We start from the raw sequence: 12,887 nt of genomic DNA on the forward strand, positions 1-12,887 counted from the left end.
CCGGTGAGCTTTCCCGCCCGTCGTGTTCGCCGCCGGTCCACTTCTTCCGCCGCGACGGCGAGAACCACGACGGCGCTGTCCGGCGGTGCCGATCCGGCGCAACTCCCCGACGGCTCACACACGAAGAGGGCGCCCGGTTCGTTCCCGGGCGCCCTCTTCGTCGTACCGCGGCAGGTCAGCTCTTCTTGGTCCCCGACCCGGCCTCGTCCTTGACCTCGTCCTTGGCCTCGTCGGCGGCCTCGTCCCCGGGAGCCTCGGCCTCCGGAGCGTCCTTGGCCTCAACCGCCTCGGCGTCAGCCCCGGCCTCGCCGGCACCGTCGGCCTCCGCGTCGGAGACGCCCGGCTCGACCACCGTCTCCCGGCCCGGCCGCTTCTTCGCGGAGAGCACCATGTACAGCACCGCGAGCAGGAACACGATCATCGCGGTCCAGTCGTTGAGGCGCAGGCCGAGAATGTGGTGGGCGTCGTCGACGCGCATGTACTCGATCCAGCCGCGGCCCACACAGTACGCGGCGACGTACAGGGCGAAGGCACGGCCGTGTCCGAGCGTGAAGCGGCGGTCGGCCCACATCACGAGGAAGGCGACGCCGATGCACCACAGCGACTCGTACAGGAACGTCGGGTGGTAGTAGCCCGGGATCCGGCCGCCCTCGGAGGAGGTGATGTGCAGGGCCCACGGCAGATGCGTCTCGCGGCCGTACAGCTCCTGGTTGAACCAGTTGCCCCAGCGGCCGCACGCCTGGGCCAGGGCGATGCCGGGGGCGATGGCGTCGGCGTAGGCCGGCAGCGGGATGCCCCGGCGCCGGCACCCGATCCACGCCCCCACCGCACCGAGCGCGATCGCGCCCCAGATGCCGAGGCCGCCCTGCCAGACCTTGAACGCGTCGACCCAGTCGCGGCCCGCGCTGAAGTACAGCTCGTAGTCCGTGATCACGTGGTAGAGACGCCCACCGACCAGGCCGAACGGCACGGCCCAGACCGCGATGTCGGCCACAGTGCCGGCCCGCCCGCCTCGGGCGATCCAGCGCTTGTTGCCGAGCCAGACGGCTACGAAGACACCGATGATGATGCAGAACGCGTAGCCGCGCAGCGGGATGGGTCCGAGGTGGATCACTCCGCGCGACGGGCTGGGAATGTAGGCAAGTTCTTCCATGGCAGGGTCGACGCTACCGTGCCGGACCGGGCCGACGGCAACCAGCCCGGCTACGGCTCCATAACGGGGGCGTGAGAAACGCTCACCCCTTCCTACTGCTTGTTCGCGTCCTCGACCAGCTGCTTCAGCTTGGCCGGGGTCATGGTCTGGTCCTGGTAGATGTTCTTGCCGTCGAGCAGGACGGTCGGGGTGCCGTTGAACTTGGCCGCCTGGAAGGCCTGGTTGGATTTCACGACCCAGGAATTGTGCGTGCCGTCCTTGACGCACTTCTGGAACGCCGGAGTGTTCAGCCCCTGCACCTTGCCGGCCAGCTCGATCAGCTTGTCGTTGCTCGCGAACGCATCGTCCGTTTCCTTCGGCTGGTTCTCGTACAGCACGTCGTGGAAGTCCCGGAACTTCCCGGCGTCCTGGGCGCAGGCCGCCGCGTTGGCCGCGTTGCGGGAACCGCTGCCGCCGAGGTTTCCGTCGATCAGCGTGACCAGGTGGTACTCGATTCTGAGCTGCCCGGCGTCGACCAGCTCGTGGAGCGTGGGACGGTACGCCGTCTCGAAGGCCTGGCAGGCCGGGCAGCGGAAGTCCTCCCAGACGGTGAGCGTCGCCTTGGTGCCGTCCTTGCCGACCGGGATCGCGAGGCTGTCCTTGCCCTGCGCGCCGGAGGGCGCCACGACCGGTCCGGAACTCTCGCCGCTCTTGTCCTTGCCCGCGTTCGCGGCGACCACGCCGATCACCGCCGCCAGGCCGAGGACGCAGACGACGCTCGCGCCCACGATCAGCGCGCGCCGCCGCTTCTCCGCGGCCCGATGCTTCTCGCGCTCGGCCGCCAGCCGCTCGCGGGCCGTCCGCTTTCCGTCACGATTCTTCTCGCTCACACCCCCAGAACGAACCGGGGAGGCGCACCGCGCCTCCCCGGTCCCAGGTCCACCCGTTCGAGTGACCGATTGTTCTGCCGTGCAGAGCGATGCCCCGTATGGGTCACGCCTGTCCGCGCACGCCCTTCGCCAGGTCCCCGGCGAGTTCGCGGACGGCCGCCACGCCGGCCGCGTGGTCCGGCGCGTCAAGCATCCGCTTCACGAAGGCCGAACCGACGATCACGCCGTCGGCGAAGCCGGCGACCTCGGCGGCCTGGGCCGTGTTGGAGACACCGAGGCCGACACAGACGGGCAGCTCGGTGCCGGTGGCCCGGGTGCGCTCGACCAGGTCCTGGGCCTGCGCCCCGACCGATTCACGGGTTCCGGTGACACCCATCAGCGAGGCCGCGTAGACGAATCCGCTGCCCGCCGCCGTGATCTTCGCGAGCCGCTCGTCCTTGCTGCTCGGCGCCACCACGAAGACCGTCGCGAGGCCGTGCTTCTCGGCGTGCTCCCGCCACAGGGCCGACTCCTGGACCGGCAGGTCGGGCAGGATGCAGCCCGCGCCGCCCGCCTCGGCGAGCTCCGCGGTGAAGCGCTCGACGCCGTAGCGGTCGATGGGGTTCCAGTACGTCATGACGAGGATCGGCCTGCCGGTGGCCTCGTAGGCCTCCTTGACCGTCCGCATCACGTCCACGATCCTGACGCCGCCGCGCAGGGCGATGTCGTCGGCGGTCTGGATGACCGGCCCGTCGAGAACCGGGTCGCTGTGCGGCAGCCCGACCTCGACGACGTCCGCGCCGCCGTCCAGGACGGCCTTGATCGCCTCGATGCCGCCGTCCACGGTCGGGAACCCGGCCGGGAGGTACGCGATGAGCGCGGACCGGCCTTCGGCCTTGGCGCCGGCGAGGGTGTCGGACAGCAGTTGGATGTTCCCGCTCACTTGGCGTCCCCCTCGATCTCGGCGGTGGCGGTGGCGTCGGCGGCGACCTCGGCGTCGGTGTCGTACAGCCCGAAGTAGCGCGCGGCGGTGTCCATGTCCTTGTCGCCGCGCCCGGACAGGTTGACGACGATCAGCCCGTCCTTGCCGAGCTCCCTGCCGACCTCCAGGGCGCCGGCGAGGGCGTGGGCGCTCTCGATGGCCGGGATGATGCCCTCGGTGCGGGAGAGCAGGCGCAGGGCCTGCATGGCCGCGTCGTCGGTGACGGCGCGGTACTCGCCGCGGCCGGAGTCCTTGAGGTAGGAGTGCTCCGGGCCGATGCCCGGGTAGTCCAGACCGGCCGAGATCGAGTACGGCTCGGTGATCTGGCCCTCGTCGTCCTGGAGGACGTAGGACCGGGAGCCGTGCAGGATGCCGGGCTCGCCGGCGGTGAGGGTGGCCGCGTGCTCGCCGGTCTCGACGCCGTGGCCCGCGGGCTCGCAGCCGATGAGGCGGACGCCCTCGTCGGGGATGAAGGCGTGGAAGAGGCCGATGGCGTTGGAGCCGCCGCCGACGCAGGCGATGGCCGCGTCGGGGAGCCGGCCGGCCCGCTCCAGGAGCTGGCGGCGGGCCTCCACGCCGATGACCCGGTGGAAGTCGCGGACCATGGCCGGGAAGGGGTGCGGTCCGGCGACCGTGCCGAAGAGGTAGTGGGTGTGGTCGACGTTGGCCACCCAGTCGCGGAACGCCTCGTTGATGGCGTCCTTGAGCGTGCGGCTGCCGGACTTCACGGCGATGACCTCGGCGCCGAGCATGCGCATCCTGGCCACGTTGAGGGCCTGGCGCTGGGTGTCGATCTCGCCCATGTAGATGGTGCAGTCGAGGCCGAACAGCGCGCAGGCGGTGGCCGTCGCCACGCCGTGCTGGCCGGCGCCGGTCTCCGCGATCACGCGGGTCTTGCCCATGCGCCTGGTGAGCAGGGCCTGGCCGAGCACGTTGTTGATCTTGTGCGAGCCGGTGTGGTTGAGGTCCTCGCGCTTGAGGAAGATCCGGGCGCCGCCCGCTTCCGCCCCGAACCGAGGGACCTCGGTGAGCGCCGAGGGACGGCCCGTGTAGTTGAGGAGCAGGTCGTCGAGCTCTCGGGCGAACTCGGGGTCGTGCTTGGCCTTGTCGTACTCGACGGCGACCTCGTCCACGGCGGCGACGAGGGCCTCCGGGATGAACTTGCCACCGAAGGCGCCGAAGTAGCCCTCGGGGGAGGGCACCTGGCCTTCTGGGTCAGGGAAGAAGTACTCGCTGGGCATGCGGAAACCTCACGGTGAGTGCCGATGAAAAAACACTGTGCGCCGTGGGGCGTGGGGGTGGTCAGTCGACTGCGGGCCCGTCGTGGCTGGTCGCGCAGTTCCCCGCGCCCCTATCGGTCGGCTGCTGCCATCGCATGCCGTTCACTTGCCCTGGCTCATCACCGATGACGTAGCGCACCCGGCGGCCGTGGACACGCCTCGCAGGGGCTCGGCAGCCCCTGGGACGGCAGCCGCGCGCGAGGCGGGCGTACCGGTCCACGGTCGTCACGGTGAGAGTCATCGGGGTCAGCCTAGCGGGTGATCAGGGACGGCCGTGCCGGAGCGCGGGGTGTTCGCCCGCCGCCACCAGGTCGGCCACCGCCGACTTGGGGTCGCGGCCCGTCACCAGGGACTCGCCGACCAGGACCGCGTCGGCGCCCGCGTTGGCGTACGCGATCAGGTCGTGCGGGCCGCGGACGCCGGACTCGGCGACCCTGACGATGCGGTCGGGGATCTCGGGGGCGACCCGCTCGAACGTGGCGCGGTCGACCTCCAGGGTCTTCAGGTTGCGCGCGTTGACGCCGATCACCTTGGCGCCCGCGTCCACCGCGCGCTCGACCTCGTCCTCGTCGTGGACCTCGACGAGCGGGGTGAGGCCGATGGACTCGGCGCGCTCGATCAGCGACTCCAGGGCCGACTGGTCGAGGGCGGCGACGATCAGCAGCGCGAGGTCGGCGCCGTACGCGCGGGCCTCCCACAGCTGGTACGACGTGACGATGAAGTCCTTGCGCAGCACCGGGATGTCCACCCGGGCCCGGACCGCCTCCAGGTCGGCCAGCGAGCCGCCGAAGCGGCGCTGCTCGGTCAGGACCGAGATGACGGCCGCGCCGCCCGCTTCGTAGTCCGCGGCGAGCCCGGCCGGGTCGGCGATCGCGGCCAGCGCGCCCTTGGACGGGCTGGAGCGCTTGACCTCACAGATGACCTTGACGCCCTCACCGCGCAGCGCGGCCACGCCGTCCTTGGCGGCCGGTGCCTTCGCCGCGCGCTCCTTGAGCTCGTCGAGGCTGACGCGCGCCTGCCGCTCCGCGAGGTCGGCACGGACTCCGTCGATGATCTCGTCGAGCACACTCACGCGAGCGGCCCCCTTCCGGTTCCGGACGGTTCTTCCAGTCGAGTCAAAACCCATGGTCATATCGATGGTATCCGCAGGACGGCACAGGCCCCGCATCCAGCGCACTCCGGTCCCAGTACCTGGACCTTCGCAGTTGATCAAGGATGCAGCCAGCCACCGAAGGGCAGGTTCCGGACAACGGTGAAGACCAGCACCAACACGCCCAGGCTCCACATCTGCGCGGGCCTGAGCTCGATCCGGGCGGGCCGTCCGCGCACCGCGCGCATGACCCAGACGGTCCACACCACGGCGAAGCCCACGTACGCGAGCACGCCCGCCGCGTTGTCCCGCAGCGCGGCCAGGAAGTCGCCGTGGATGAACGCGTGCGCGCTGCGCAGGCCGCCGCAGCCGGGGCAGTACAGGCCGGTGAGCCGGTACAGCGGGCAGACCGGATAGTGGCCGGGCTGCTCGGGGTCGACGGCGCCGACGTAGGCGAAGGCTCCGACGACGGCGCCGAGCACGGAGACGGGCACGGTCAGCCGGCTCCGCAGGGAGGGCATCACCGTCGGGGCGGCTGCGCTGTGGCTGTCGGCGTTCACGCCTCGCATTGTGCCCCGTACGGTCGGCGCACGCGCGCGAGGGGCGCCCCGAGGAATCGGGGCGCCCCTCGGGACGCGGTGCGGATCAGCTCTCGGCGGCGGCCGGCTCGCGGGTGGCGGCCGGGGTGGTGGTGTACGAGATCGCGCCGCTCTGCTTCGGCTGGCCGAGGCCCATGGAGCGCATGATCATGCCGACCACGCCACCGAGGAGCACGATCGCCATGCCGGCCCAGAAGCCCACCGGCTGGGCCATCACCATGAAGGCGCCCGAGACGCAGAAACCGATGAAGGCGATGGTGACGCCGGTCCAGGCGGCCGGGGTGTGACCGTGGCTGCTGCCCGCCATGACTTGCTCCTCGTTACTGGTACGTGTCGTACGGGCCCGAGCTCGTACGTGTCCTTCCGGACGCTCGCCCTCCATTGTCCCGTACCCACCCACGTGCCAGGAGCTGGGGTGGCGTCTGATTCGCCACATCCGTTTTCAGCGCCCCGAAGTTCCACGCCCCGAAAGGGGCGCGGGGCTGTATCTGATATGCGGCGCCCCGGCGAAGCGTCACGCCCCTGTGGGATCCTCGCCCCGGTCCAGCGCCTTCCAGATGTCCTCCGGCCGGTCCGGATCCACCGGCTTCGGCGCCCGGCGCGGCCGCTCCGCCCCCGTGCCGCGCTCGTAGCGGCCGGACATGGCCGGCCACAGCCGGCCGTAGCGCAGCGCCAGCAGCCCGGCGACCAGGATGAGCGCACCGCCGGCCGCGGCGACGTACGGCCAGCCGGTGTGGCTGAGCGCGTCGACCGTGGCGGACGTGTCCCCGCTGGCCTCGGCGGCCTTGTCGTCGAGCGCGGAGCCGTCGGACGCGCCCAGCAGGGCCGCGGCGACGATGCCGGCGCCGGAGAGCGCGAGAAGCCCGGAGACCAGGAAGCGGCCGGCCCGGCGGACGGCGAAGACGGCGACGAGCGCGGCGAGGCCCACTATGGCGAGGGCCGCGGGGACGCCCGTGACGTCGCTGCCCTTGGCGGTCAGTGGGAAGGCGCCACCGGCCACCGTGGCGGTGCCCTCCGCCCAGCGCTGCCGGGTGGACAGCAGGGCCACGGCCGCGCCGAGCGCGCCGAAGAGCAGCGCGACGGCGAGGCTGCGGCGGCCGGACCGGGCGGGTTCGCCGGCTTCGGAACGGGAGTGAGGAACAGCAGTCACGTACTCCACTATCGCCTGAACCCGTGGCGAACGGTCACCCGGGGTGGGGTGAGAAGCGCCCTACTTGCCCAGCCTGTTGGCCGTGTGCACGGCCCGCAGGACCGCCGCCGCCTTGTTGCGGCACTCCTGGTCCTCGGCGACCGGGTCGGAGTCGGCGACGATGCCCGCGCCGGCCTGGACGTACGCCGTGCCGTCGCGGAGCAGGGCGGTGCGGATGGCGATGGCCGTGTCGGAGTCGCCGGCGAAGTCCAGGTAGCCGACGCAGCCGCCGTACAGCCCCCTTCTGGACGGCTCCAGTTCGTCGATGATCTGCATCGCCCGGGGCTTGGGGGCGCCGGAGAGGGTACCGGCCGGGAAACAGGCGGTGAGGACGTCGAAGGCGGTGCGGCCCTCGGCGACCTTTCCGGTGACCGTCGAGACGATGTGCATGACGTGCGAGTACCGCTCGACGGACATGAAGTCGACGACCTCGACGGAGCCGGGCTCGCAGACCCGCCCCAGGTCGTTGCGGCCGAGGTCGACGAGCATCAGGTGCTCGGCGCGCTCCTTGGGGTCGGCCATCAGTTCGTCGGCGAGGGCCTGGTCCTCCTGCGGGGTGGCCCCGCGCGGCCGGGTGCCGGCGATGGGGTGCACCATGGCCCGCCCGTCCTCGACCTTGACCAGGGCCTCGGGGGACGAGCCGACGACGTCGAAGCCGTCGAAGCGGAAGAGGTACATGTACGGCGACGGGTTGGTGGCCCTGAGGACCCGGTAGACGTCCAGCGCGCTGGCCGTGCAGGGGGTCTCGAAGCGCTGGGAGGGGACGACCTGGAAGGCCTCGCCCGCGCGGATGCGCTCCTTGATGTCCTCGACGGCCACCTGGAAGTCGGGGCCACCCCACAGAGCGGTGTACTCGGGGAGCTCGGAGGGCGGCAGGACGGCGGGCGGCTGGGCGACCGGGCGGGAGAGGTCCGCCTCCATCGCGTCCAGGCGGGCCACGGCGTCGGCGTGGGCCTCGTCGACGCCCGTGTCGAGGTCGTTGTGGTTGATCGCGTTGGCGATCAGCAGGACCGAGCCCTCCCAGTGGTCCATGACGGCGAGGTCGCTGGTGAGGAGCATGGTCAGCTCGGGGAGCCGGAGGTCGTCGCGCTCCCCCGGGCCGATCTTCTCCAGGCGGCGCACGATGTCGTAGCCGAGGTAGCCGACCATGCCGCCGGTGAAGGGGGGCAGGTCCTGGGCGTGCGGGGTGTGCAGGGCCTCGATGGTGGCGCGCAGGGCGGTCAGCGGGTCGCCGTCGGCCGGTACGCCGACGGGCGGGGTGCCGAGCCAGTGGGCCTGGCCGTCGCGGGCGGTGAGGGTGGCGGCGGAGCGGACGCCGATGAAGGAGTACCGGGACCATTGATACGCCGTGCGGCCGTTCTCCGCGGACTCCAGCAGGAAGGTGCCGGGGCGCTCGGCGGCGAGCTTGCGGTAGAGCGCGACCGGGGTGTCGCCGTCGGCGAGGAGCTTGCGGGTGACCGGGATGACACGCCGGTCGGTCGCGAGCTTGCGGAAGGTCTCAAGGTCCATGGCGGCAGACCTTACTGATCGGAGGACGGGACGCCGGAATCGGCGCCGTCCTTGAGGAGCACGTCGGCGTCGAAGCAGGTGCGGTCGCCGGTGTGGCAGGCGGCGCCGACCTGGTCGACCTTGACCAGCACGGTGTCGGCGTCGCAGTCGAGGGCCACCGACTTCACCCACTGGAAGTGCCCGGAGGTGTCGCCCTTGACCCAGTACTCCTGGCGGCTGCGCGACCAGTAGGTGCAACGGCCGGTGGTGAGGGTCCGGTGCAGCGCCTCGTCGTCCATCCAGCCGAGCATCAGCACCTCGCCGGTGTCGTACTGCTGGGCGATGGCGGGGAGGAGTCCGTCGGCGCTGCGCCTGAGGCGGGCGGCGATCTCCGGGGCGAGGCCACTGGACGGGGGGGTGCCCGTCGTACCGGTCGTACTGGTCATGGGTGCCATTGTGCCGCGCGGCACCGACAGTCACGTTCCGTGTCCACTGTCCGGACGGTGCGTGTGGTCGTAGGCTGGCGGTATGTCGACCTTCGCCAAGCGTGAACGGCTTCTGCTCGCCGACCTCTTGGAGACCGCCGGTCCCGAGGCACCGACCCTCTGCGAGGGCTGGACGACCCGTGATCTGGCGGCGCACGTGGTGGTGCGAGAACGCCGGCCGGACGCGGCCGGGGGCACGGTGATCAAGCAGCTGGCGCCGCGCCTTGAGAAGGTGACGGCCGAGTTCGCGGCGAAGCCGTACGAGGAGCTGATCCAGCTCATCCGCACCGGTCCGCCGCGGTTCTCGCCGTTCCAGCTCAAGCAGGTGGACGAGGCGGCGAACACGGTCGAGTTCTACGTGCACGCGGAGGACGTCCGCCGGGCCCAGCCGGACTGGTCGCCGCGGGAGCTGGACCCGGTCTTCCAGGACGCCCTGTGGTCCCGGCTGGAGCGCACCGCCCGGCTGCTGGGCCGGGGTGTGCCGACGGGCCTGGTCCTGCGCCGTCCCGACGGCCAGACGGCGGTCGCCCACCGCGGCGCCCCCGTGGTGACGGTGACCGGCGAGCCCTCCGAGCTGCTGATGTTCGCCTTCGGCCGGCAGAGCACGGCCAGGGTGGAGGTGGCCGGCGACGAGAACGCGATCGCCAAGCTGCAGGAGTCCAGGAAACTCGGCATCTGAGGAGCTCTGGGTGATCAGGGTCGCGATGACGAGTGTGTACGTGGACGACGTGCCGAAGGCGCACGCCTTCTACACCGACGTCCTCGGCTTCGAGACCCGGACCCGGCTGGACCTGGGCGACGGCACCCTGTTCGTCACGGTCGGCGCCCCGCAGGGTGCCCAGCCCGACCTCCAGCTCCTGCTGGAACCCGGCCAGGGCGCCCTCGCGGACCCCTACCGCAGAGCGGTGTACGAGGCGGGTCTGCCGGCCATCGTCTTCTCCGTCGACGACATCCGTTCGGAGTACGACCGCCTGCGCGCCCTGGGCGTCCGCTTCCCGCACGAACCACAGGACCAGGGCCCGGTGGTCGCCGCCGTCCTCGACGACACGGTCGGCAACCTGATCCAGCTGACCCAGCCGAAGGGCCGAGGCGCTAGCGAACCGGGTGCCCGGCCGCCCGCAGGGTCTGCTTGACCTCGCCGATCCGCAGGTCGCCGAAGTGGAAGACGGAGGCGGCGAGGACCGCGTCCGCGCCCGCCGCGACGGCCGGGGGGAAGTGGGAGAGGGCGCCGGCGCCGCCGGAGGCGATGACCGGGACGGTGACGTGCTTGCGGACGGCGGTGATCATCTCCAGGTCGTAGCCGTCCTTGGTGCCGTCCGCGTCCATGGAGTTGAGCAGGATCTCGCCCGCGCCCAGCTCCGCGGCCCGGTGGGCCCACTCGACCGCGTCGATGCCGGTGCCGCGGCGGCCGCCGTGGGTGGTGACCTCGAAGGTGCCCTCGGGGGTGCGGCGGGCGTCGACCGACAGGACCAGGACCTGGCGGCCGAAGCGTTCCGCGATCTCGCGGATCAGGTCCGGGCGGGCGATGGCCGCCGTGTTGACGCCCACCTTGTCGGCGCCGGCGCGCAGGAGCTTGTCGACGTCCTCCGCGGTACGGACGCCGCCGCCCACCGTCAGCGGGATGAACACCTGCTCGGCCGTGCGGCGCACCACGTCGTAGGTGGTCTCCCGGTTGCCGGAGGACGCGGTGATGTCCAGGAAGGTCAGCTCGTCCGCGCCCTCCGTGTCGTACACCTTGGCCATCTCGACCGGGTCGCCCGCGTCGCGCAGGTTCTGGAAGTTGACGCCCTTGACGACCCGGCCGTTGTCCACGTCCAGGCAGGGGATGACTCGGACCGCCAGGGTCATGAATCCACGGCTCCTCTGTATGCCTCTAGCTCTGCCTCGACCAGGATGCGCGGGTCGACGAAACCGGTGACCACGACGAACGTGGTCACCGGACGGACCCGGTCGAAGATCTCCTTGTGGGCGCGTCCCACCGCGTCCATGTCGCGCGCGTGCGCGAGGAAGAGACGGGTGCGGATCACGGACTCGGGTCCGAGCCCGAACTCCGCGATCGCCTCCAGGGCGGTGGCGAAGGCCACCTTGGCCTGCTCGTACGGGTCGCCCTCCCCGTACAGCACGGTGCCCTTGAAGGACGTCGTACCGCCCACCACCACACGGTCGCCCGCCGCGACGGCGCGGGCGGAACCGAAGGTCTCCTCCCAGGGACTTCCGCTCTGCACGCGCCGTACGGCCTCTGACGTCATCGGGACACTGCCTCCAGAGCTTCTTCCAAGGTGAACGCCTTGGCGTACAGCGCCTTTCCGACGATGGCGCCCTCGACACCGAGGGGTACCAGGTCGGCCAGGGCCCGGAGGTCGTCCAGCGACGACACGCCGCCGGAGGCCACGACCGGCCGGTCCGTCGCCGCGCACACGGTGCGCAGCAGTTCCAGGTTCGGGCCCTGGAGGGTGCCGTCCTTGGCGATGTCGGTGACGACGTAACGCGCGCAGCCCTCCTTGTCGAGGCGGGTGAGCGTCTCGTAGAGGTCGCCGCCGTCGCGGGTCCAGCCGCGGCCCCTGAGGGTCGTGCCGCGCACGTCCAGGCCCACCGCGATCTTGTCGCCGTGCTCGGCGATGACCTTGGCGACCCACTCCGGAGTCTCCAGGGCGGCCGTGCCGAGGTTCACCCGGGTGCAGCCGGTGGCGAGCGCGGCGGCGAGGGTGGCGTCGTCGCGGATGCCGCCGGACAGCTCGACCTTGATGTCCATCGCCTCGGTGACCTCGGCGACCAGCGCACGGTTGTCGCCGGTGCCGAACGCCGCGTCCAGGTCGACCAGGTGCAGCCACTCGGCGCCCGACCGCTGCCAGGCGAGGGCGGCCTCCAGGGGGGAGCCGTAGGAGGTCTCGGTCCCGGACTCGCCGTGCACGAGGCGGACGGCCTGGCCGTCGCGGACGTCGACGGCGGGGAGGAGTTCGAGCTTGCTCACAGTGTTCCGATCCAGTTGGTGAGGAGCTGGGCGCCGGCGTCGCCGGACTTCTCGGGGTGGAACTGGGTGGCCCACAGGGCGCCGTTCTCGACGGCGGCCACGAACGGCTTGCCGTGCGTCGACCAGGTCACCCTGGGGGCACGCAGGGCCGCGTTGTGCGTCTCCAGGGTCCAGTCGTGGACGGCGTAGGAGTGCACGAAGTAGAAGCGCGCGTCGGCGTCCAGGCCGGCGAACAGCTCGGAGCCGGCCGGCGCGTCCACGGTGTTCCAGCCCATGTGGGGGACGATCTCGGCCTGGAGCGGCTCGACCGAGCCCGGCCACTCGTCGAGGCCCTCGCTCTCGACGCCGTGCTCGATACCGCGCGCGAACAGGATCTGCATGCCGACGCAGATGCCCATCACCGGCCGTCCGCCGGACAGCCGGCGGTCGATGATCCAGTCCCCGCGCGCCCCGCGCAGGCCCTCCATGCAGGCGGCGAACGCGCCGACGCCGGGCACCAGCAGGCCGTCCGCGTTCATGGCTCTGTCGAAGTCACGGGTGATCTCGACGTCGGCCCCGGCACGGGCGAGGGCGCGCTCGGCGGACCGGACGTTGCCGAAGCCGTAGTCGAAGACCACCACACGCTTGGGAGCGGTCAATTCCACACCTCCAGCCTCATGACGCCCGCCACCAGGCACATCGCGGCGCCGATCGAGAGCAGCACGATCAGGCTGGTGGGCATCTTCTGCTTGGCGAAGGAGATGATTCCGCCGACCAGGAAGAGGCCGACGACGATCAGTAGGGTCGACAGGCTGTTCATCGC

The 12,887-nt window shown here is 71.5% G+C and carries 18 protein-coding genes; 2 read left to right on the plus strand and 16 right to left on the minus strand.

The window, feature by feature from the left end; all coding sequences use genetic code 11:
- Positions 1-175: 175 nt before the first annotated feature.
- From lgt to hisI, 11 genes are all read right to left on the minus strand, one after another.
- Entirely contained in the window at positions 176-1,153 is a 978-nt protein-coding gene (gene lgt / locus OHB00_RS13940; RefSeq protein ID WP_406434741.1) for a prolipoprotein diacylglyceryl transferase, read from the minus strand.
- 92 nt (positions 1,154-1,245) lie between these two features.
- The gene (locus OHB00_RS13945) at positions 1,246-2,022 is read right to left on the minus strand and encodes a DsbA family protein (protein WP_406434743.1); all 777 of its coding nucleotides are present in this window, start codon (positions 2,020-2,022) and stop codon (positions 1,246-1,248) included.
- A 103-nt stretch (positions 2,023-2,125) separates the two neighbouring features.
- Positions 2,126-2,944: a tryptophan synthase subunit alpha gene (trpA, locus tag OHB00_RS13950; protein ID WP_406434745.1), complete on the minus strand. Its 819-nt coding sequence runs from the start codon at positions 2,942-2,944 to the stop codon at positions 2,126-2,128.
- Complete coding sequence (gene trpB, locus OHB00_RS13955) at positions 2,941-4,224, minus strand: tryptophan synthase subunit beta (protein ID WP_406434747.1); 1,284 nt, start codon at positions 4,222-4,224, stop codon at positions 2,941-2,943. The genes trpA and trpB overlap by 4 nt, the downstream gene beginning before the upstream one ends.
- Before the next feature lie 61 nt (positions 4,225-4,285).
- Entirely contained in the window at positions 4,286-4,504 is a 219-nt protein-coding gene (trpM, locus tag OHB00_RS13960; protein WP_406434749.1) for a tryptophan biosynthesis modulator TrpM, read from the minus strand.
- Between the two features lie 21 nt (positions 4,505-4,525).
- Positions 4,526-5,335, minus strand: coding sequence for an indole-3-glycerol phosphate synthase TrpC (gene trpC, locus OHB00_RS13965; RefSeq protein ID WP_406434751.1), 810 nt, complete (start codon positions 5,333-5,335; stop codon positions 4,526-4,528).
- A 137-nt stretch (positions 5,336-5,472) separates the two neighbouring features.
- Positions 5,473-5,922, minus strand: a complete 450-nt coding sequence (locus OHB00_RS13970) for a DUF2752 domain-containing protein (RefSeq protein ID WP_406434753.1) — start codon at positions 5,920-5,922, stop codon at positions 5,473-5,475.
- Positions 5,923-5,998: 76 nt separating this feature from the next.
- Positions 5,999-6,259: an HGxxPAAW family protein gene (locus tag OHB00_RS13975; RefSeq protein ID WP_406434755.1), complete on the minus strand. Its 261-nt coding sequence runs from the start codon at positions 6,257-6,259 to the stop codon at positions 5,999-6,001.
- A 207-nt stretch (positions 6,260-6,466) separates the two neighbouring features.
- Positions 6,467-7,111, minus strand: coding sequence for a TIGR02234 family membrane protein (locus tag OHB00_RS13980; RefSeq protein WP_406434757.1), 645 nt, complete (start codon positions 7,109-7,111; stop codon positions 6,467-6,469).
- 51 nt (positions 7,112-7,162) lie between these two features.
- On the minus strand, positions 7,163-8,650 hold the full coding sequence (locus tag OHB00_RS13985) for an anthranilate synthase component I (protein ID WP_406434759.1): 1,488 nt from the start codon (positions 8,648-8,650) through the stop codon (positions 7,163-7,165).
- A gap of 11 nt (positions 8,651-8,661) precedes the next feature.
- The gene (gene hisI / locus OHB00_RS13990) at positions 8,662-9,084 is read right to left on the minus strand and encodes a phosphoribosyl-AMP cyclohydrolase (RefSeq protein ID WP_406445773.1); all 423 of its coding nucleotides are present in this window, start codon (positions 9,082-9,084) and stop codon (positions 8,662-8,664) included.
- 73 nt (positions 9,085-9,157) lie between these two features.
- Between hisI and OHB00_RS13995 the strand changes: the two genes are divergently transcribed.
- Together OHB00_RS13995 and OHB00_RS14000 are read left to right on the plus strand one after the other, a co-directional pair.
- Positions 9,158-9,793 carry a TIGR03085 family metal-binding protein gene (locus OHB00_RS13995; protein WP_406434761.1) on the plus strand — a complete coding sequence of 212 codons (636 nt, stop codon included), beginning with the start codon at positions 9,158-9,160 and terminating at the stop codon, positions 9,791-9,793.
- A gap of 10 nt (positions 9,794-9,803) precedes the next feature.
- Positions 9,804-10,247, plus strand: a complete 444-nt coding sequence (locus OHB00_RS14000) for a VOC family protein (protein WP_406434763.1) — start codon at positions 9,804-9,806, stop codon at positions 10,245-10,247.
- On the opposite strand, the gene hisF is transcribed toward OHB00_RS14000, so the two are convergent.
- Genes hisF through OHB00_RS14025 form a run of 5 tightly spaced genes read right to left on the minus strand, consistent with a single transcriptional unit; the run spans position 10,207 to position 12,884 of the window.
- Positions 10,207-10,962 (minus strand): imidazole glycerol phosphate synthase subunit HisF, encoded by a 756-nt coding sequence (hisF, locus tag OHB00_RS14005; protein WP_406434765.1) that lies wholly within the window; start codon positions 10,960-10,962, stop codon positions 10,207-10,209. The two genes, OHB00_RS14000 and hisF, sit on opposite strands and share 41 nt — an antisense overlap.
- Complete coding sequence (locus OHB00_RS14010) at positions 10,959-11,363, minus strand: Rid family hydrolase (RefSeq protein ID WP_406434767.1); 405 nt, start codon at positions 11,361-11,363, stop codon at positions 10,959-10,961. The genes hisF and OHB00_RS14010 overlap by 4 nt, the downstream gene beginning before the upstream one ends.
- Entirely contained in the window at positions 11,360-12,085 is a 726-nt protein-coding gene (gene priA, locus OHB00_RS14015; RefSeq protein ID WP_406434769.1) for a bifunctional 1-(5-phosphoribosyl)-5-((5-phosphoribosylamino)methylideneamino)imidazole-4-carboxamide isomerase/phosphoribosylanthranilate isomerase PriA, read from the minus strand. The genes OHB00_RS14010 and priA overlap by 4 nt, the downstream gene beginning before the upstream one ends.
- Positions 12,082-12,723, minus strand: coding sequence for an imidazole glycerol phosphate synthase subunit HisH (hisH, locus tag OHB00_RS14020; RefSeq protein ID WP_406434771.1), 642 nt, complete (start codon positions 12,721-12,723; stop codon positions 12,082-12,084). Before hisH ends, priA begins: the two co-directional genes overlap by 4 nt.
- The gene (locus tag OHB00_RS14025; protein WP_406434773.1) at positions 12,720-12,884 is read right to left on the minus strand and encodes a hypothetical protein; all 165 of its coding nucleotides are present in this window, start codon (positions 12,882-12,884) and stop codon (positions 12,720-12,722) included. The genes hisH and OHB00_RS14025 overlap by 4 nt, the downstream gene beginning before the upstream one ends.
- Positions 12,885-12,887 lie beyond the last annotated feature (3 nt).

This window comes from Streptomyces sp. NBC_00631 (assembly GCF_045206895.1).
Taxonomy (GTDB): domain Bacteria; phylum Actinomycetota; class Actinomycetes; order Streptomycetales; family Streptomycetaceae; genus Streptomyces.

What these genes read in the sequence shown, in the direction of transcription:
- lgt (WP_406434741.1), bottom strand. Translation starts at nt 1,153, where the DNA reads ATGGAAGAACTTGCCTACATTCCCAGCCCGTCGCGCGGAGTGATCCAC.
- OHB00_RS14025 (WP_406434773.1), bottom strand. Translation starts at nt 12,884, where the DNA reads ATGAACAGCCTGTCGACCCTACTGATCGTCGTCGGCCTCTTCCTGGTC.
- OHB00_RS13995 (WP_406434761.1), top strand. Translation starts at nt 9,158, where the DNA reads ATGTCGACCTTCGCCAAGCGTGAACGGCTTCTGCTCGCCGACCTCTTG.
- OHB00_RS13970 (WP_406434753.1), bottom strand. Translation starts at nt 5,922, where the DNA reads ATGCGAGGCGTGAACGCCGACAGCCACAGCGCAGCCGCCCCGACGGTG.
- OHB00_RS13985 (WP_406434759.1), bottom strand. Translation starts at nt 8,650, where the DNA reads ATGGACCTTGAGACCTTCCGCAAGCTCGCGACCGACCGGCGTGTCATC.
- OHB00_RS14010 (WP_406434767.1), bottom strand. Translation starts at nt 11,363, where the DNA reads ATGACGTCAGAGGCCGTACGGCGCGTGCAGAGCGGAAGTCCCTGGGAG.
- hisI (WP_406445773.1), bottom strand. Translation starts at nt 9,084, where the DNA reads ATGGCACCCATGACCAGTACGACCGGTACGACGGGCACCCCCCCGTCC.
- trpM (WP_406434749.1), bottom strand. Translation starts at nt 4,504, where the DNA reads ATGACTCTCACCGTGACGACCGTGGACCGGTACGCCCGCCTCGCGCGC.
- trpB (WP_406434747.1), bottom strand. Translation starts at nt 4,224, where the DNA reads ATGCCCAGCGAGTACTTCTTCCCTGACCCAGAAGGCCAGGTGCCCTCC.
- hisF (WP_406434765.1), bottom strand. Translation starts at nt 10,962, where the DNA reads ATGACCCTGGCGGTCCGAGTCATCCCCTGCCTGGACGTGGACAACGGC.
- OHB00_RS13975 (WP_406434755.1), bottom strand. Translation starts at nt 6,259, where the DNA reads ATGGCGGGCAGCAGCCACGGTCACACCCCGGCCGCCTGGACCGGCGTC.